This window comes from Arsenophonus nasoniae DSM 15247 (assembly GCF_000429565.1).
Taxonomy (GTDB): domain Bacteria; phylum Pseudomonadota; class Gammaproteobacteria; order Enterobacterales; family Enterobacteriaceae; genus Arsenophonus; species Arsenophonus nasoniae.
On record NZ_AUCC01000001.1, the window covers coordinates 1 to 19853 of the forward strand.

General features: G+C 38.1%; 17 protein-coding genes and 2 pseudogenes. 8 read left to right on the forward strand and 11 right to left on the reverse strand.

All coding sequences use genetic code 11. From position 1 onward, the window contains the following. A pseudogene (locus G468_RS25025) lies at positions 1-253 on the forward strand (integrase core domain-containing protein); the annotation flags it as partial. 90 nt (positions 254-343) lie between these two features. Here the strand turns inward: G468_RS25025 and frdA are convergent. Next, complete coding sequence (gene frdA, locus G468_RS0100015) at positions 344-2140, reverse strand: fumarate reductase (quinol) flavoprotein subunit (RefSeq protein ID WP_026821322.1); 1797 nt, start codon at positions 2138-2140, stop codon at positions 344-346. A gap of 929 nt (positions 2141-3069) precedes the next feature. Between frdA and epmA the strand changes: the two genes are divergently transcribed. Then, complete coding sequence (epmA, locus tag G468_RS0100020; RefSeq protein WP_026821323.1) at positions 3070-4050, forward strand: elongation factor P--(R)-beta-lysine ligase; 981 nt, start codon at positions 3070-3072, stop codon at positions 4048-4050. A 59-nt stretch (positions 4051-4109) separates the two neighbouring features. On the opposite strand, the gene glpQ is transcribed toward epmA, so the two are convergent. The 3 genes from glpQ to G468_RS0100035 all read right to left on the reverse strand — a co-directional run bounded on the left by glpQ (position 4110) and on the right by G468_RS0100035 (position 7846). Continuing rightward, entirely contained in the window at positions 4110-5192 is a 1083-nt protein-coding gene (glpQ, locus tag G468_RS0100025) for a glycerophosphodiester phosphodiesterase (protein WP_026821324.1), read from the reverse strand. 100 nt (positions 5193-5292) lie between these two features. Continuing rightward, positions 5293-6645, reverse strand: a complete 1353-nt coding sequence (gene glpT / locus G468_RS0100030; RefSeq protein ID WP_026821325.1) for a glycerol-3-phosphate transporter — start codon at positions 6643-6645, stop codon at positions 5293-5295. 529 nt (positions 6646-7174) lie between these two features. Further along, the gene (locus G468_RS0100035; protein WP_026821326.1) at positions 7175-7846 is read right to left on the reverse strand and encodes a 7-cyano-7-deazaguanine/7-aminomethyl-7-deazaguanine transporter; all 672 of its coding nucleotides are present in this window, start codon (positions 7844-7846) and stop codon (positions 7175-7177) included. A 198-nt stretch (positions 7847-8044) separates the two neighbouring features. Here G468_RS0100035 and tusA point away from each other — a divergent pair, with 198 nt between their 5' ends. Continuing rightward, positions 8045-8287, forward strand: a complete 243-nt coding sequence (tusA, locus tag G468_RS0100040; protein WP_026821327.1) for a sulfurtransferase TusA — start codon at positions 8045-8047, stop codon at positions 8285-8287. 110 nt (positions 8288-8397) lie between these two features. On the opposite strand, the gene G468_RS0100045 is transcribed toward tusA, so the two are convergent. Together G468_RS0100045 and G468_RS0100050 are read right to left on the reverse strand one after the other, a co-directional pair. Then, entirely contained in the window at positions 8398-10764 is a 2367-nt protein-coding gene (locus G468_RS0100045; RefSeq protein ID WP_026821328.1) for a zinc/cadmium/mercury/lead-transporting ATPase, read from the reverse strand. A 144-nt stretch (positions 10765-10908) separates the two neighbouring features. Further along, positions 10909-11538, reverse strand: coding sequence for a lysoplasmalogenase (locus G468_RS0100050; protein ID WP_034249106.1), 630 nt, complete (start codon positions 11536-11538; stop codon positions 10909-10911). Positions 11539-11636: 98 nt separating this feature from the next. Here G468_RS0100050 and G468_RS0100055 point away from each other — a divergent pair, with 98 nt between their 5' ends. After that, on the forward strand, positions 11637-12002 hold the full coding sequence (locus G468_RS0100055; protein WP_026821330.1) for a DUF2500 domain-containing protein: 366 nt from the start codon (positions 11637-11639) through the stop codon (positions 12000-12002). A 47-nt stretch (positions 12003-12049) separates the two neighbouring features. Here the strand turns inward: G468_RS0100055 and G468_RS0100060 are convergent, their stop codons facing one another. Beyond that, the gene (locus tag G468_RS0100060) at positions 12050-12316 is read right to left on the reverse strand and encodes a DUF1145 domain-containing protein (RefSeq protein ID WP_026821331.1); all 267 of its coding nucleotides are present in this window, start codon (positions 12314-12316) and stop codon (positions 12050-12052) included. Positions 12317-12332: 16 nt separating this feature from the next. Beyond that, entirely contained in the window at positions 12333-12911 is a 579-nt protein-coding gene (rsmD, locus tag G468_RS0100065; RefSeq protein ID WP_026821332.1) for a 16S rRNA (guanine(966)-N(2))-methyltransferase, read from the reverse strand. Positions 12912-13123: 212 nt separating this feature from the next. Between rsmD and ftsY the strand changes: the two genes are divergently transcribed. The 4 genes from ftsY to rpoH all read left to right on the forward strand — a co-directional run bounded on the left by ftsY (position 13124) and on the right by rpoH (position 17076). Further along, positions 13124-14368, forward strand: a complete 1245-nt coding sequence (gene ftsY, locus G468_RS0100070) for a signal recognition particle-docking protein FtsY (protein WP_026821333.1) — start codon at positions 13124-13126, stop codon at positions 14366-14368. Between the two features lie 5 nt (positions 14369-14373). Further along, on the forward strand, positions 14374-15039 hold the full coding sequence (ftsE, locus tag G468_RS0100075) for a cell division ATP-binding protein FtsE (protein ID WP_026821334.1): 666 nt from the start codon (positions 14374-14376) through the stop codon (positions 15037-15039). Continuing rightward, positions 15032-15991 (forward strand): permease-like cell division protein FtsX, encoded by a 960-nt coding sequence (ftsX, locus tag G468_RS0100080; protein ID WP_026821335.1) that lies wholly within the window; start codon positions 15032-15034, stop codon positions 15989-15991. The genes ftsE and ftsX overlap by 8 nt, the downstream gene beginning before the upstream one ends. A gap of 227 nt (positions 15992-16218) precedes the next feature. Next, positions 16219-17076 carry an RNA polymerase sigma factor RpoH gene (rpoH, locus tag G468_RS0100085; RefSeq protein WP_026821336.1) on the forward strand — a complete coding sequence of 286 codons (858 nt, stop codon included), beginning with the start codon at positions 16219-16221 and terminating at the stop codon, positions 17074-17076. 177 nt (positions 17077-17253) lie between these two features. Here rpoH and fis read toward each other — a convergent pair whose 3' ends face one another. The 3 genes and pseudogenes from fis to prmA form a co-directional block, all read right to left on the reverse strand. Continuing rightward, positions 17254-17550 (reverse strand): DNA-binding transcriptional regulator Fis, encoded by a 297-nt coding sequence (gene fis / locus G468_RS24375; protein WP_167876718.1) that lies wholly within the window; start codon positions 17548-17550, stop codon positions 17254-17256. A gap of 33 nt (positions 17551-17583) precedes the next feature. Further along, positions 17584-18543: pseudogene (gene dusB / locus G468_RS19310) on the reverse strand (tRNA dihydrouridine synthase DusB); the annotation flags it as partial. Between the two features lie 419 nt (positions 18544-18962). Then, on the reverse strand, positions 18963-19850 hold the full coding sequence (gene prmA / locus G468_RS0100095) for a 50S ribosomal protein L11 methyltransferase (protein ID WP_026821337.1): 888 nt from the start codon (positions 19848-19850) through the stop codon (positions 18963-18965). Between the last annotated feature and the right edge of the window lie 3 nt (positions 19851-19853).

Genomic DNA, 19853 nt, shown 5'->3' on the forward strand with positions numbered 1-19853 from the left:
CTCTTTGAACGGAAAATAACTCAAAGCATGAGTCGGCGAGGTAATTGCCTCGATAATGCCGTGATGGAAAGATTTTTTAGGAGTTTAAAGACAGAAAGACTTAACCGTTTATCGTTTATCGTTTATGAATCATCAATCTGTTGTCTGTGAAGTTGAAAATTATATTCAGTTTTACAATTATTATCGACGCCATTCAACGATTGGTTATTTAACGCCACATCAAAAATATCATGAACTAAAAAATGCCGCTTAGATCTTCTACAGAATTTGTTGACCATTACAGTAAGGGACATCGTCAGTTTCAGGATTATAGCGCATGATCTGCATTTTCAGTTTTTTCATCTTAGCCATTAGCCTGCTCCTTATTTGCTTGCTCTTGTGCCGTTGCTTCACCACCATATACGCGTTTAGCTGGCGCTAATTTGGTAATTTTCACATCACGATAAGCTATATGCGGTGCGCCTTGTGAATTATAATAGGCAAGAGAATGTTTTAAGAAATTAGCATCATCACGATCAGTACAGTCTTCATCCAGACGCTGATGGGCACCACGAGATTCTTTGCGATAGAAAGCAGAGTGAGCCATGCATTCCGCTACATCAAGACTAAATCCTAATTCGATAGTATAGAGCAGAGCGGTATTAAAGACGCTGCTATGATCGGTAATTTCAATATGTTTAAAACGTTCTTTAAGTTCGGCTAATTTATTTATGGTTTTTTGCATTAATTCTGGTGTTCGATAGATACCACAACCTTCCTCCATTGCTATTCCCATTTCATCTCGGATGTTAGCCCAATTCTCTTTACCTTTTTGGTTGAATAGTTTGGTTAAATTGGTTTCAATTTCACGCACTTTTAATTCAATGGCATTTTTATTTGCTGGAGAGGCTTCAGTGGCGTATTTTGCTGCTTCTATGCCAGCTAATCGCCCAAAAACGACTAATTCTGCTAATGAGTTAGAACCTAGGCGGTTTGCACCATGTAAGCCAACCGATGAACATTCGCCCACAGCAAATAGACCTTTAATTGATGTTTCACATTTCTGATCCGTTTCAATACCCCCCATTGTATAGTGCGCGGTTGGGCGAACAGGGATAGGATCGGTAACGGGATCGACGCCGACATAAGCTTTGGCTAATTCACAAATAAAGGGCAGGCGCTCATGTAGTTTCTCTGCTCCCAGATGGCGTAAGTCAAGATGTACGACATCACCGCGAGATGATTTTATTGTGCGGCCTGCTCGCCACTCATGCCAAAAAGCTTGAGAAACCTTGTCTCGTGGACCTAATTCCATATATTTATTTTCTGGTTTACCGAGTGGGGTTTCAGGGCCTAAACCATAATCTTGCAGATAACGATAGCCATCTTTGTTGATGAGGATCCCGCCTTCGCCTCTACAGCCTTCAGTCATCAGTATTCCAGAGCCTGGCAAGCCAGTTGGATGGTATTGGACAAACTCCATATCACGTAATGGAATACCATGACGCAACGCAATACCCATGCCGTCACCGGTAACAATTCCACCGTTAGTATTATAACGGTAAACACGACCCGCGCCGCCGGTGGCCATAATAACGGCATTTGCGTTAATTTGAACATGTGTACCCTCCATCATATGAAGAGCGACTAGGCCATGTACGCGTCCTTCATCAACAAGAATGTCTAACACAAAATGTTCATCAAAGCGTTGGATTTGTGGGTATTTGAGTGAGGTTTGAAATAAAGTATGTAACATATGGAAGCCGGTTTTATCAGCAGCAAACCAAGTGCGCTCGATCTTCATTCCTCCAAAGCGACGAACGTTCACTGTACCATCTTTTTTACGACTCCATGGGCATCCCCATAATTCCAGTTGTGTCATTTCGGTTGGGCAATGTTTGACAAAATATTCAACCACATCTTGTTCACATAACCAATCTCCCCCTGAAACCGTATCATTAAAGTGATAATCATAAGTATCATGGGATTGAGCGATTGCAGCTGCGCCACCTTCTGCAGCAACTGTATGACTGCGCATGGGGTAGACTTTTGAAATTAAAGCAATTTTCAGATGGGGATGAGCTTCTGCAGCAGCAATTGCTGCCCTTAAACCCGCCCCGCCTGCTCCTATTATGGCTAAATCTGCATTAAAGGTTTGCACACTATGCTTCTCCATTACTATTTGAAATAAACTTCATGTTGTTATGGCATTGTTATCTAATTATGATTAATAATTAACAATAAATTATTATTAAGCAATTTATAACAAATTGTTACGGACAGAGATTTGATTCAGGTACTAGTTTTCTAGGATTTTGCTTATAAAAAGTGAGAGCTAATAGACTTGTTTTAAAAATTAGCTATTTTTGATCATAAAATGAGTATAATTAAGTTTATATGTTATCTTATTAAGTTAATGGATTTCGAATGGGTTTTTATTTTTTTATTGTTAAAGATTTTTAAATAAATTTTAAACAAGCATTAGTAGGCAGTTTTTGTTACTAACTTAATAAATAATATGAATTTTATTTAATGAAAATAGTATAATTATATGCTTATTTATTGATATATAACGTTATTTCTTTTTGGTATTTTTATAATTAATAAAATATATTCATTGATAATATTTTCATAAGCAATAAGGTAATTTTAGTCATATTTTATAATATTTTTGTGTTTATAAAATTATTATAAATGAATGTATTTTCAATAATAAAAATTTGTATTAATTCATTAAAATGATTATTTTTAGTTTTTTTATTAATTTTATAGCTGAAAATAACTTCTAAATTCTTTTAAGGTATTGATATTATTTGAATTTGTTTTTTATGGCTTGATGATTTTCAGTTGAAATATTTTCTTTGTTCAGCTAAATTGGAGATCATATAGAAAATAGTTATATTAACTTATAACTAATATTAATTATTTCTTTCAACTAATTAATATTTTCAGGTTCTCTTACTATTCAACTAAGGGTTAGTTTATTTTTTGTTAAAAAACCTAGTGATGAGATTAACGATATGAAACATTTGTTTATTTGTTTACAGGCGAGTAAACTAGCGCGCTTTATTCTTTTTTGGAGTTTTTACAATGAGTGAGGTCGTGAATTGGCAACCGAGCGCGTCTATCAATAACTTACTGAAAAGAGCCAAAATTATTGCTGAAATCAGGCGTTTTTTCATCGATCGAGGAGTAGTAGAAGTAGAGACGCCTATATTAAGCAAATTCACGGTAACAGATATTCATCTCTCGCCGTTTGAAACCCAATTTATAGCTCCGGTCATCGCTGATAGCACCAAACTGTATATGATAACGAGTCCAGAATATCATATGAAACGTTTGCTAGCGGCCGGCAGTGGGCCTATATATCAGATAATTAAAGCTTTTCGTAATGAAGAAGAGGGACGTTACCATAATCCAGAGTTTACTATGCTGGAATGGTATCGACCACATTATGATATGTACCGACTTATTGATGAAGTGGATGATTTGCTGCAACAGATTTTGGACTGCCAACCAACTGAGCGGATATCATATCAACAGGCCTTTCAGCGTTATCTAAATATTGATCCATTAGCACTGGAATCAGAAAGAAAACAATTACGTGATGCAGCAGTGAAATTGGGTTTAAATAACGCAGAAACTGAAGAAGACAAAGATGTATTGTTACAATTTTTGTTTACTATGGGAGTTGAACCTAATCTAGGTAAAGATAAACCCACTGTTATCTATCATTTCCCCGCTTCACAAGCAGCATTAGCCGAAATTAGTAAAGAAGATCACCGCGTCGCTGAGCGTTTTGAAGTTTATTTTAAGGGTATTGAGTTGGCTAATGGTTTTCGTGAGTTGACGGATGCACAAGAACAAAGAGAACGTTTTGAGCATGATAACCAAATTCGTGAAAAGATGGGTTTACCAGAGCAGCCCATTGATGAGTGTCTCCTTGCGGCATTAGATAAAGTCATCCCTGATTGTTCGGGCGTTGCTTTAGGCATTGATCGTTTAGTTATGTTGGCGTTGAATGCAGAAAAAATCAGTGATGTTATCTCTTTTTCTATCGAGCGGGCTTAATATTAGTAAGCTAAAAGTAATCAGCGGTAAATTATTACCGCTGAGTTTATTGGTGGTTGTTATTGATGTTGATGCTGTTTTTGCAAAAATTTTACCCCAAGATCAGGAAAATCGGTAAAGGCACCATCGACGTTAGCTTTGTTATAGATAATATCAAACAGTTGTTCGCCGTTTTTCACGTAATTTGGTAGCTTATCAATCCGAATGGTATAAGGATAAGGATGAACAACTAACTTATTTTTGTGTGCATCCTTAACCATTGTAGTCAGCTTTATTTTACCAGGCTTGGAGTTTTCACTAATAAGCATGTGATAATCTGGCCCTATCCCATCAGCATATTTAGCCACTTCTTTCATTGCACCTGGTTTAAACATCCAATCATAGCTATAATTAGTCCAGCTACCGTTAGGCTGCTCTTCATAAGTTTCATGCCAGTCAGTATAAGCAATTAATTGAACCAGTTTTAAATCCATACCTAATTTAGGGAAAAGCTTATTTTTAATACGTTTTAATTCATTAGCATCAAAACACTGGAGATAGACATTATCGTTTTTGTTGCTATAGCCATATTGCTTTAGTATTTCTAACACCCTAGTTGAAATATCTTTACCTTCCTGCTTGTGAAACCAAGGTGCTTTAATTTCAGGATAAATGCCTATGTTTTTGCCGGTTGATTTATTTAAACCTTGGACAAATTCAATTTCTTCTTGAAAAGTATGAATATGAAAGCTGGATTTTTCCATTGGGAAACGGTTAGGATAGGTTTGCACTTTTTTACCATCTTTCATTTCAAAGGCTTCAGTAAATTTAAGTGAACGAATTTCTGGTAAGGTAAAATCAATGGCATAAAAGCGACCATCTTTGCGAGCACGGCCTGGAAAGCGGTCAGCAACGTCTGTTACGCTATCAAGATAGTGATCATGTAACACAATCAGCTCATTATCTTTTGTCATTACCAAATCTTGCTCAAGAAAATCGGCACCTTGCGCATAAGCCATTGCTTTGGCGGGTAATGTATGTTCAGGCAAATAGCCACTTGCCCCGCGATAAGCAATAACAACTTTTGCATTAGATTGTGCAATTGTTGACATCGACATAACTAATAACATACTAGCAACCAAGGTATTTAATTTTATATTCATTAGTATAATTCTCTTTATTATGATCGGGGAAATCAGCGATAAAGTGAGTTCCCCTTTTGGCCGAGTTTATTAATTAAAGATAGTAGATCTATGACAAAAATTAGCTATGTTGCTCCATCATTTGGCGCTTATGTTTATTTTCACTTAGCATCACAATAAACAATAAAATAACAGAAAGAAAGCTACCGCCAATCATTACCATAAAGCCGCCATTCCAGCCGAAATAGTCAACGGTATAACCCACAATAGCACTTGCCGCTACTGAACCACCAAGATAGCCAAATAAACCGGTAAAACCAGCTGCAGTACCTGCGGCTTTTTTGGGAGCTAATTCAAGTGCATGTAAACCAATCAACATAACAGGGCCATAGATTAAGAATCCAATAATTAGCATACAAGCGATATCAATATGAGGATTCCCTGGAGGATTGAGCCAGAAGGCAATGGTTGCAATGGTGACTAATGCCATGAAGAATACGCCGGTGGCACCACGGTTTCCTTTGAAAACTTTATCTGACATCCAACCGCAAAGTAGTGTGCCGGGAATACCTGCATATTCATATAAGAAATAAGCCCATGACGATTTATCCATAGCAAAGTGTTTAACTTCACGTAAGTAAGTCGGTGACCAGTCAAGCACGCCGTAGCGTAGTAAGTAAACGAAAACGTTAGCAAAAGCGATCATCCAAAGCAGTTTATTAGGCAAAATATATTGCATAAAGATCTGTTTTGCGGTCAGCTCTTTTTCGTCTTTGTCGGTATAATCAGGGGGATAGTCATTTTTATATTCTTCAATCGGTGGTAAACCACATGATTGTGGTGTATCACGCATTAAAGCAAAAGCAATGATAGCGACTAAAATGGCGGCAAGAGCTGGCATGTATAGCGCTGCTTTCCAGTCGTGGAACCATGCCATACCTAATATAAATAATAAAGGCGGGATGCCGCCACCAACATTATGCGCGCAGTTCCAAATCGAAACGATACCACCACGTTCTTTTTGTGACCACCAGTGAACCATTGTGCGGCCACAGGGGGGCCATCCCATACCTTGAAACCAACCGCATAGGAAGAGTAAAACAAACATGATCATAATGCTTGAGGTTGCCCAAGGTACAAAGCCCATAATCAGCATCACTGAAGCGGATAAAATTAGCCCAGCAGGTAAAAATACTCTCGGATTTGAACGATCAGAGACTGAGCCCATAATAAATTTTGAGATACCATAAGCAATTGAGATACCTGATAGCGCAAAACCAAGATCACCTTTGGAAAAGCCTTGTTCAATTAAATAAGGCATTGCTAAGGCAAAATTCTTTCTAACTAGATAGTAAGCAGCATAACCAAAGAAAATACCGAAGAAAATTTGCCAACGTAGGCGGCGATAAAGTGGATCAATTTGATTTGCCGGAACTCTTTTGTCATGTGGTGCTGGCTTAAAAATACTTAACATAATTCCCCTCCGATAGCATTTAAATTATTGCTATCAAGTAATAAGCAATTGCTAAAACGAAAAATGTGAGACGTTATTATTCGGTCTTCTTTCTTAATCGCGCGCTAAGATAACTCATGTTAATGCATATGTCTGCATATGAATGCGAAAATGTTATAAATTTGTGCGTAAACAGACAAAATATATATCGGCGATAGAAATAATTTTTTAATTATTCAAGCATAAATGTGAACTTCGTCATAAATTTGTTAGTTCTGCTATCAAAAGTCACTATGAATGCTCGTTTTTGTTTCTTAATAAACATTGTTGATTAAAAATTGTTTATATTGTGATAGATGACCGCTTATTTAGTTGATATCAAATATCATATTAAAGTCTACAACTACCCTATAACGAAAATAATTGCTAAGTGTTCTGTGGTTTATACATTATTACACTGAGTGGATATCGTTATTCTCCACTCAATGGATGGTTTTATTGTTAAACAGATATTCAATTAGGCATATTTAGACTTGATTCAACTTAATTATTATCTGCTAGCTAGATAACAATTCTTTTCGTGTTGACCCTGGAAAAAGTAGCTTAAAATGAAGTTCAACATCAATCCATAAGCTGGAAGGAAAAATAGCATACAAATAAATAACTTAAAGCTATAATCGACTAAAGCAATTTCCACCCAGTTTGTCGCCATAAAAGGGTCAGTGCTGCGATAAAATGCAATGAAAAAGAAAGCAATCGTATCCAGTAGATTACCGAAAAACATTGCAGCCGTCGGCGCAATCCACCAACGACGATAATTACGTAATTTATTAAACACGAAAATATCCATAATTTGGCCCAAAACGTAAGCCATGAAGCTTGCTAGCGCAATACGGGCAACAAATAAATTAAATTCATTTAGGGTAATAAATCCTTGCCATTGTCCTTGGTAAAAAAGTGCCGATAGAATGTAGGAGATAGAAAGCGCCGGCAGCATAGCCGCAGCAATAATCCGTCGAGCGAGAGCAGCACCATAAATACGTACAGTTAGATCAGTTGTTAAGAAAATGAAAGGAAAAGTGAACGCTCCCCATGTGGTATGAAGGCCGAAAATGGTAATCGGCAGTTGTACCAGATAATTGCTAGAGGTAATTATCAAAATATGAAAAAAGGAAAGCCAGATGAGTGCCTTAATTCGCTGTTGTGGCGTTAATTCGAACATATTATACCTTTTTGATTAAATGGGGTGAGGGAACCCATGATAATGTCATTTACGCAGCGCATCATACTCCTGGGATAAGATAAAAGCAAAATGAATAATAAAGTTTTCTTATCTATTTTATTTAATAAATGGCAGGAGAATTTATTTGATTTGTAATATAATTCCAAGCTATTGAATAGGCTTTAAAACGAAATACCTATGCCAGATATTTTTACTAACCCAAATCGAACTCTTGATACACAAGGATTACGTTGTCCTGAACCAATTATGATGATAAGAAAAATGGTTCGTCAGATGGCTGAAGGTGATACATTATTAATTATTGCTGATGATCCGGCTACAATCCGTGATATTCCAGCCTTTTGTCGTTTTATGCAACATCAACTTTTAGCTGAAGAGACCCAGCAACCTCCTTACCGTTATTTGATCCGCAAAAAGTGAATTAATACTTAAAATGAAACGGTGTTAAAGAAAATAATATATTGAAAAAGAGAGGCTATTGAACCATGCCTCTCTTTTCTTCAATATATAAATAATATTTAATAAAATGTTTATTCTGTCTGATGCGCCTTCAATAAGCGGAGTGCATTTGCGGTCACTAATGCAGTGGCACCCGAATCCGCTAAAACAGCTATCCATAAGCCGGTTATGCCTAATAAACTAGTCACTAGGAAGATGGCTTTTAGTCCTAAGGCAATAGTAATGTTTTGACGAATATTGGCTCTGGTTGCTCGTGACAACATAATGATCTCAGCTAATCCAGTTAGCCGATTATGAGTTAATGCTGCATCAGCGGTTTCAAGCGCGACATCCGTTCCATTACCCATGGCTATACCGACGTTAGCCGCTTTCATTGCCGGAGCATCATTAATACCATCACCAACCATCAGTGTATGATCGGTTTTACTGAGGGTTATAATTGCATTGACTTTATCTTCAGGTAACAGTCCTGCCCGATAATCTAAACCAATTTTTTTGGCAATTGATTTAGCTGCCAGTGGGTTATCCCCCGTTAGCATGACGGTTTTAATACCAAGTTTTCCCAGCTTATTAACAGCATCAAACGCATCTGAGCGTAGTGTATCTTGCATCGCAATAATGCCAAGTAGCTTATTATCAACTAAGATCACCACCACGGTTTTACCTTGCTTTTCAAGTTTTTTTACCGTTTGTTGCCATTTTAGAGTTAATATGTCGTCAGAGATTTTATTCGGTGCTGCTACTAGAATATGTTTACCTGCCAAATAACCCTCCACCCCAATACCGGCCAATGCTTTATGATTTTGGGCGGGTTCAATATTAATTTCTAGTGCTTGAGCTTTGGCCAAAATCGCTTTTGCTAAAGGATGATGTGAACCGTTTTCGACTGAAGCGCTAAATTGCAAGAGTGTTTCCTGGGCCACGGTTTCAGCCGTTATGATGTCAGTAACTTGCGGTTTTCCTTCGGTAAGTGTACCTGTCTTATCTAAGGCTACTTGGGTGACTGAACTTAATTGCTCTAAAGCTGCGCCCCCTTTAATCAGTGCTCCTCGACGGGTCGCTGCGGCTAGGGCAGAAGTAATTGCCGCTGGCGTAGAGATCACCAAGGCGCAAGGGCAGCCAATTAACAGCAAAGTTAGACCACGATAGAGCCATATATCCCAAAGTTGAGCAAAAAATAGCGGTGGAATAATAATAACCAATATAGCGATTAACATAATAATGGGCGTGTAAATTTGGCTAAAACGATCAATAAATCGTTCAATCGGTGCGCGGCGCTCTTCAGCCTCCTCGATTAATATCATAATCCGATCGATGGCATTTTGACCCTGTTCGGACACGACTTTCATTTGTATAGCGCGATCGATAGAAAGTGCGCCTGCAAGTACTTTTTCGCCTTTTTTTCGTTCAACAGGCATCGATTCACCCGTTAGTGCGCTTTCATCAAAACTGGCAAATTCATTCAGTAATTCGGCATCAGTTGGTAAACGGCCACCGGGAGCGATTTCAATGATATTGCCTGGTTGTAGTGTTGAGACAGGAACAATGGTCTTGACACCATTTTTAATTAGCGCCGCTTGTTCAGGGATCAAGGCCATTAAACTACTGATGCCTCGGCGTGCGCGTCCAGCGGCATATGATTCTAATCTTTCCCCTAACATAAATAACAACAGCACCATCGCGGCTTCTTCGCTGGCATTAATGAATAATGCGCCTATTGCTGCAACACTCATTAGTGTTTCTATCGCAAAAAAAGTACCTGAGCGTATCAACTGTATTGCTCTAACTGTAATCGGATAGAGTCCGTATAGTGTGGTGAGAATAAAAGCAATTTGTCCTATTTTTGCATCAATGAAAGAAATTCCCCAACTGATGAGCATTAAAAATAGTAAAATAATGATAGGCTTAGATTCACTAAATGGATTATTTTGTCTATTTTTTACTACTGATTCGGCGGTGTTCAGGCTATATAATTTGAAGCCAGTCTGTTGCACCGCTTTGATAACATCATCACGAACATCTTCATCCGCATCGACAATTAATTTTTCGGTTGTAAATAGCACTTTTACGTGTTTGACATGCTTGACCTTACCAACGGCTATTTCAATTTTACGCGCGCAGCTTGCACAGTCCATACCCCCTACAATCCAATGAAAACGCTGCTTTCCTCTTGAACTAAAGGTATTATTCTCTTCAGATATAAGTGAATGTTCACTTACGCAGTTATGTTTTTTGCTATTATTGCATACAGATGGATCAATAAGATTAGCGCTACTCTTGGCGGGATGATGCTCTTCATCATCTGTATTTTTTGCCGATAGCGCTACAGTTTTTTTGTTATGTTTGTGACCACTAACTTTCTTTTTATCGCTACAGCGACCACTAATTGTGCAACATTGTGCAGTATGTTTATGTTGTTTATGGGTATGTGCACACATAGTATCCCCTTTTAATGCACTCAATCTAAAATTTCGTTTCTGTGATCTACTTTACACTTTAGAGTTAACTCTAAAGTCAAACATAAAAAGAGGGGATTTTTGATAAAAAATGCTATTTAACGGAAAAATTGTTGTCAATCAAACTTATAAGTAAAGCGAGCGTACAATTAAAAACTGACCAATAAAATAGCAAGCGGTAATTGTCGCTTTAGATGCTTTAAAGGGATAACGAAAATTGGCGATCAGCCAGATACTGTTGGCAAGAAAAAGTAAAAATGCACCTATCATAATGGAGAAATTATGTTCTCTTGCTAGACCAAAATATTGTTCACCTGCTATCCATGCCATAATAAATGACATTGCTAGTAGAAAAAAAACAGGTGCACGTAATGACCCAACCGGTGTCCAAATTATAATTAATACAATGACACTAAGGATCAGCAAGATAGCCAGTAGTGGCAAGTAGAAAGAGAAGTTCATTTGCAGGGCAAAACTAATGGTATAAAGCAGAAAGCTGAGAGATAACAAGAAAATAGCGGGTAATAAACGTTCACTAGAAAGCATTTGCCAGCCATCAGCCATCAGCATCACGAATAGCCCCGCCATGATCAGGTAGCCGGAAGCATCAGTAATATCGGCACTCCAGGCCCAAAATACTAGCAGTAATAACGTAACTGGCCGAAACAACCAGCATTGCCATTGTGGACCGCGATAGGCAGCATCAATATAGAGCCAACCAGAAAATAACACAGCAAGAAATGGCCAACTAATCATTGTTTCCCCACTAGCTAAAAAGATTAATTAGAAATTATTGATCCTATTAGAGGATAGACAATAATAATTACATCAATGATAAAAGCTTTGAAAATATTGTGAATAAATCAGTTATATTCGTTATTACCATTATTATCATTATTATGCTAGCGACGAAACGTTTTTTTGATCAACGTCGACAAAATGTAATTAATGACAATTCGCCGATTTTCAGTTATCCAGTTGAGGTCATTGATAAGAAAGATTATCCCTATCCTAATATGCGTTCTCGTCAACGAGAGGTTGTTACCCCTGAAACTTTCCGTTATGAAATTTATTTTCAGCGACTATCAACTAGTGATGTGATAAAGATTTTTGTTAAAGAGCAAAGGGAATACAATGCGATCAAAAAGGGAGATAGAGGTACACTTTATATGCAGGGAACAGAATTTGTTCGCTTTGAAGTTAAAGCCAATGCAAAATAACTAATTTTATCAGCTGATAATGCACGGCTCTTGTAATCACTTCTGGTTTATTGTTGCAATTTATCCGTTTTTTGTCTTTTCTGCCAGGCTAAGAGTTCAAAAACGCCGAATATAAAAATTTTTATTTGCAGCCAACGAGGATGTTTTTCTGTTTTTGCAAAAGCGGCTTGCAAAAAAATGGCTTGCATAGCATGCATAAAAATCATTGCCACATCGATAAAATATTTTAATGGTTTAGGGAACGGATGGATTAAATTAAAAATCATGAATCCCCAAACAAAAACCATTAATAATTTTCCAGCATTTATTAACATGATATTTTCCAATTAATCATTGATAGCGAATATAAAGACAGTAAGCGACTTGTCCTGCAACTTTTTTACGATGAAGCTGCCAATTTTTAGGTAACATGGCTAAATTAGCCTCTGTTTCTGCCTCAACATAAATCCAACAGTTTTCGGTTAACCAACCATTTTGTTCTAATAGCAAGGCTGTTTTTTGCAATAGTTCTTTACGAAAAGGCGGATCAAGAAAAATGACATCATAGGCTGTGCCTGCCTGTGCCAGATAGTTCAATGCATCGCTATTAATCACTTGTGCATTTTTTGCCTCTAATTTAGCTAGATTGGTCGCAAGTTGTGTTGCGACAGGGCGCTCTAATTCAATTAAGGTAGCGGAAGCGGCATTGCGAGAAAGTGCTTCAATAGCTAAAGCGCCACTACCTGCAAAACAATCAAGGCAGCGAGCCTCTTGAATAACAGGTATTAACCAATTAAATAAAGTTTCTCTGATTCTATCTGTTGTGGGGCGTAAGCCCTCACTATCAAAAACAGGTAGTTTTCGTCCCCGCCATTTCCCGCCAATGATACGAATTTGGCCACGTGATGCAGATTGTATTTTTCTTGCCATAATTTACATAGTTTAGTCATTACAGTTTGTTAATATAGGTGATAATAATACCAATGTTTATCGACAGTATGTACAACATGAAAATTATCGCTAATTTAACATGAAATAGGTGTCAGATATGTGTTGCAATCAAATCAAATGATACACTGCCAACATATTTTATTATTTACATTAGTAACACCACATTTTTACCGCTAGGAGTGTAATGGCAGATGGCTAAAAAGAGAAAAAAAAGTTTTTTTTCCTGGCTAGGGTTAGGATCTGAAAATGAAGTGCAACAAAAAGAGACAGAGCAACAACCTGAATCAAGAGTACAAGACAATGCGGAAGGGTTGACGGATGTCATAGAGACATCACAGCAATCGGAAAAAGCAGAAAAGGTGCCGTCTCAATCAGCGGAAAAAGAAAATAGTCAATATCAAACAGTCGACGTAAAAGCCGCAGAAATTGTTACACTTAGTGAACAGACAGTCACTGTGCAAGAAATAGATGAACAGAAAAAAACACCGCCGATACAACAGCAAAAAAAACCGGCAAAAGAGAATTTTTTTTCACGGTTAAGGCGGGGTTTATTAAAAACGCGGCAGAATATGGGCATCGGTTTTGTTAGTTTTTTTCGCGGTAAAAAAATTGATGATGATTTATTCGATGAATTGGAAGAACAACTTTTAATCGCTGATGTGGGTCTAGAAACAACACGCAAGATTATAGATAGTTTAACTAATCATGCTAATCGTAAAGAGTTGAATGATGCTGCGATGCTTTACAGCAAATTGCGCGAAGAAATGGCCAATATCTTATCTGGTGTTGAGAAGCCCTTGGTTATAGAAAATAAACTACCTTATGTAATATTGATGGTTGGGGTTAATGGGGTGGGTAAAACCACTACAATCGGTAAGTTAGCCCGTCAATATCAGGCAGAAGGTAAATCGGTAATGTTAGCGGCTGGAGATACATTTAGGGCAGCGGCGGTTGAACAATTGCAAGTTTGGGGAGAGCGTAACAATATCCCAGTTGTTGCTCAGCAGACTGGCGCCGATCCTGCATCAGTTATTTTTGATGCCATTCAATCGGCGAAAGCGAAAGGGATTGACATATTGATTGCAGATACTGCCGGACGATTGCAAAACAAAACGCATTTGATGGAAGAGCTGAAAAAAATTGTCAGAGTTATGCAAAAACTTGATCAACACGCACCTCATGAAGTGATGCTAACGTTAGATGCGAGTACTGGTCAAAATGCAATTAATCAGGCTAAAATTTTTCATGAGGCAGTTGGTTTAACCGGTATTATTTTAACTAAACTTGATGGTACAGCTAAAGGTGGCGTAATTTTTGCTATTGCTGATCAGTTTAAGATCCCAATACGTTATATCGGGATTGGTGAAGGGATTGATGATCTCCGGCCATTTGTAGCTCATGATTTCATCGAGGCGCTTTTTGTCCGAGAGGATTAATATCAATGATTCGCTTTGAACATGTTAGTAAAGCTTATCGTGGTGGTAAGCAAGCACTCCAGGGTGTTGATTTTCATCTTCATCCTGGAGAAATGGCATTTCTTACCGGTCATTCGGGGGCGGGGAAAAGTACCTTATTAAAGTTAATTTGTGGTATTGAACGCCCCAGTACTGGCCATATTTGGTTTGGTGGTCACCACATTAGTCGGTTAAAAAAAAGGGAAGTTCCTTTTTTACGTCGACAGATAGGCATGATTTTTCAAGATCACCATTTGTTATTTGATAGAAACGTTTACGACAATGTTTCTATGCCGCTAATTATTGCCGGTGCCAGCTCTGAGGATATTCGTCGTCGGGTTTCCGCTGCACTAGATAAAGTGGGATTACTTAATAGAGCGAAAAGTTATCCAATTCAATTATCAGGTGGGGAACAGCAACGGATAGGTATAGCTCGTGCAATCGTTAATAAGCCTAGTGTATTGTTAGCAGATGAACCAACGGGTAATTTGGATGATGAATTATCTGAAGGTATCATGCGATTGTTTGAAGAATTCAATCGCGTTGGTGTAACAGTTTTAGTTGCCACTCATGATCTTGAGCTTATTGCGCGTCGTCATTATGCTATTTTGACATTAAACGAAGGAAGAATGATAGGAGGTCAGAATGGCTAAAAAACCTATCCATAAAACAGCCAAAGCCAAGGCATTAAAAGGAGGGTGGCGAGAGCAATGGCGCTATGCTTGGCTAAATACATTAGCAGATATGTTACGTCAGCCTTTGGCTACGTTTTTAACGGTGGCTGTTATTGCGATCTCAATAACGTTGCCCAGTCTTTGTTATATTGTTTGGAAAAATGTTTCACAAGCAGCGCAACAATGGTACCCCACACCCCAATTAACCGTTTATTTGGATAAATCTTTGGATGAAAAAGGTGCTGAACAGACAGTCGCTGGGCTTAGGCAATTAGACGGTGTTAAAAGTGTGAATTATTTGTCACGGGAAGAAGCCATGATTGAGTTTCGCAACTGGTCAGGATTTAGCACAGCATTAGACCTATTGGAAGAAAATCCTTTACCCGCAGTAGCAATTATCACGCCTAAAATTGATTTTCAAAATTCACAATCATTGATAAACCTGCGTAATAAAGTAGGTCAGTTAGCTGGAATTGAAGATGTTCGCATGGACGATAGTTGGTTTACCCGTTTAGCCGCATTAACGGGGCTGATAGGACAGATTGCATTGGTGATTGGTATTTTAATGATTATGGCGGTGTTTTTAGTGATAGGCAATAGCATAAGATTAAATATTTTTGCCCGTAGGGATACAATTAATGTCATGAAGTTGATTGGAGCGACAGATGGTTTCATTATGCGTCCTTTTTTAAATGGTGGTATTATACTGGGATTTTTGGGTGCTTTACTCTCATTAATACTTTCTGCATTATTGGTATGGCAACTAACCGATATCGTTACACAAGTAGCGGGTGTGTTTGGTACAACATTTCATATACAAGGGCTTTTATGGGATGAAGTGCTATTAATTATCCTGGTTGCCGCGATGATTGGCTGGTTAGCAGCTTGGCTTGCTACTGCTCAACACTTAAGCCGTTTCACGCCAGAGTGATCATTTTCAGCAGAAAAAGTGATTGGATAATCAATATTGAACTTTTATGCTGTCATTATGTCGAAGTTAAAAGTTCAATGTAATTTAAGTCAAGGCAATTTTCTTCGATACCAAGCAGTGGTAAACTACTCGATATCAGATTAATCGCTGAGCAATGGAATTCTGCTCAAATATAAAATTTTTATTTAGAACTAACTCTTAGTTTATTGAATTCAAAGAGGATATCAATGACCAAAGATATGCAATCATTAGCATTAATTCCACAAGGTAGCATTGAAGCTTATGTGCGATCAGCTAATGCTTATCCGATGCTAACAGCAGAGGAAGAACAAGAATATGCAAAGCGGCTGCATTATCATGGTGATTTAAATGCGGCTAAACAGCTTATACTTTCTCATTTACGTTTTGTTATTCATATCGCGCGTAATTATTCAGGTTATGGATTGCCACAAGCGGATCTCATCCAAGAAGGTAATATTGGCCTAATGAAGGCTGTTCGCCGTTTTAATCCTGAAGTTGGCGTACGTTTAGTTTCATTTGCCGTCCATTGGATCAAAGCTGAAATTCATGAATATGTATTGCGTAATTGGCGGATAGTTAAAGTTGCAACCACCAAAGCTCAACGTAAACTTTTTTTCAATTTGCGTAAGAATAAGAAACGTATCGGTTGGTTTAATCAAAATGAAGTTGATATGGTTGCCAAGGAGCTAGGTGTAACCAGCAAGGATGTTCGTGAGATGGAATCGCGAATGGCAGCACAAGATATGGCATTCGACATGAATGACGATGATGATAGTGGTGAAAATACGACTATTGCACCGGTTTTATATCTACAGGATAAATCTTCTGATTTTGCCGATAGCATTGAGGAAGATAATTGGGAAAACCATGCTACTGATAAATTGACGCAAGCACTGTCCACCTTGGATGAGCGTAGTCAGGATATCATTCGTGCGCGCTGGCTTGATGATGAGAATAAAACCACTTTACAGGATTTAGCCGATAAATATAGTGTATCTGCTGAACGTGTTCGACAATTAGAAAAAAATGCCATGAAAAAACTGCGCTTAGTGATGGAGGCTTAGGATAAGCCACGCTAGCATGATATAAAAATCTAGCTGAAATTTGGCCGATTTAAAGCTTGGCAATAACTTTATAAAAGGTTGTTGAAAGTTAATGGCAAATTTATTTTGATTTTTTACCTGTTAAATAAAAAGGCGTTTACCAGTAAGGTAAGCGCCTTTTTTGCATGTATGAGTATATCAATTCATACCATATTTTTTCAATTTCTTACGTAGAGTTCCACGATTGATACTTAGCATTAATGCAGCACGGGTCTGATTTCCACGGGTATATTGCATTACCATATCTAATAATGGTTTTTCCACCTCAGCCAGTACTAATTCATATAAGTCATTGACATCCTGGTTATTAAGTTGGGCAAAGTAGTTTTTCAGTGCTTGTTTAACTGAATCACGTAGTGGCTTTTGAGTTATTTGATCTTGTGAATTTATAGTAGCAACGGTTAGTACGTCAGAATTTCCGCGTTGTTCGAACATAGTTCTGTCAGCTCTTTTCTTTTGATTTACGCAAAATTTTTCGAAATATGCCTCCAACACCTCCAGTTGTTCACTGGCATCCTCTATGGTGTTGAATGTGCGCCGAAACTGGTCATCAGGTGCATGTTCTCTTAAGTACCAAGAGACATGCTTGCGTGCGATGCGGATTCCTTTGCCTTGACCGTAAAAGTCGTGCAGCTCCTTAACATGCGCTTGCATTAAGCACTGCACCTCAGCAATAGGCATAGGTGGCAGTAACTCGCCTGTTTCCAGGTAATGCTGGATTTCCCGAAAGATCCAGGGTCTCCCCTGAGCAGCTCTACCAATCATTAAGGCATCAGCCCCAGTGTAGTCAAGCACTGCTCTGGCTTTAAGCGGGTCAGTAATATCGCCATTAGCGATAATAGGAATAGTAACATTTTGCTTAGCTGCTCGAATACTGTCATATTCAGCTGCACCATTAAATAAACAGGCACGCGTTCTACCATGAATAGTTACAGCTTGAATACCACAACGTTCGGCCAGTTGGGCTATTTTTATACAGTTCCGTTCTTCAGGTGACCAACCAGTGCGAACCTTTAATGTAACAGGAACATCAACCGCATTCACAACAGCTAATAGAATTTTCTCAATCAGCTCTGGATAGCGCAATAATGCTGAACCTGCTAACTTACGGTTCACTTTTTTGGCAGGGCAACCCATATTGATATCGATGATCTGAGCACCATTTGCAACATTAATTCGTGCAGCTGTTGCCATTTCATCGGGATCACTACCTGCAATTTGCACAGAACGGATGCCTAATTCATCACTATGGATCATTCTCAATCTGGATTTGTCTGTTTTCCAAACCTGAGGATTGGAAGACAGCATCTCCGAAACTGTCATACCCGCACCCATTGAGTAACACAATGACCGAAAAGGCCTATCGGTGATACCTGCCATTGGTGCTGCAACGAGGCAGTTTTTTATCTGATATTGACCAATATACATAGGCGATAAAAGAAGACCATCCTGTGACTGCAAGGGCGCGTATATTACGCATTTTTTACGAGAGATGAAAGGACAAACTTTGAGCAAATTGATATTTCTTTGAAAAATTTTAGCTTGATTTTTTCTGATTACAAATAATATTCATAAAAATCAAGATAATGAAAATTTCTGATTTGTTTTCAAATTTTGTTATTCTTTATCGTAAATTCCTTGTTAGGTTAGATTATCTCTGTTGATTGTATAAAAATCAACCTCAATAATTATTTTTATTATGGTTATTCAAAAGATACTATTTCACTTAAACAATAAACATTATTAGATTGGTGGTCGTTATCATTTTGTGATTTTTCCAAAAGAGATTACTCGTAAAAATTTTATTACAGGGATTAACGCATGTATTACGCTAATCCTGCTTGAGTTTAATCCGCTTTTTTTATCCCTGTTATTCTACACCAGCCTTCTTTTTCTATTATCGGCTCAATATTAAACTTTTGTTGGTAAGCAGTTATAACTGTTCCAGCCTGGTTGCTTAATATTCCAGATAGTCCAAGTAGACCATTGGGATTGGTTAACGCCCCTATTGCGCCCGCTAATTCGCGTAAGGGGCCCGCTAAGATATTAGCAATAACAATATCCGCCTTTAAATCTTTCGGTTGATCTTTTGCTAAATAAAGAACTAATTTATCGGCGACATTATTTTGGTCAGCATTGTTATGGCTAGCAAGGATAGCTTGTGGATCGATATCAATACCAATGGCTTTCTTTGCGCCTAGCTTAAGTGCGGCAATGGCCAGTATGCCTGAGCCACAACCAAAATCGATAACCGTTTTATCTTTCAAATTTAAGCTATCTAGCCATTCTAAACAGAGCGATGTGGTAGGGTGTGTACCGGTACCAAATGCCAAACCAGGATCCAAAATGACATTAACAGCATTGGGATCCGGCGTATCACGCCAGCTAGGACAGATCCATAATTTATGTCCAAAACGCATGGGATGGAAATTATCCATCCATTCACGCGACCAATCTTTATCTTCTATTTGTTCAATTTTATGCACAAAATCTTTACCTAATAAAGAGTGACTTGCAAGTTGATTAATAACCTGCTCCATATCGCTTTTTGCATCAAATAAACTAATAACATCCGTATCTCCCCAAAGACGAGTTTCACCCGGTAGGGGTTCAAAAACAGGGTTGTCATAGCTATCCTGAAAGGTGACAGAAACCGCTCCGGCTTCCGTTAATATATCACTTAAGGCTTCTGCATGATCGGCTGTTGAATTCAGACGTATTTGTATCCAGGGCATAAA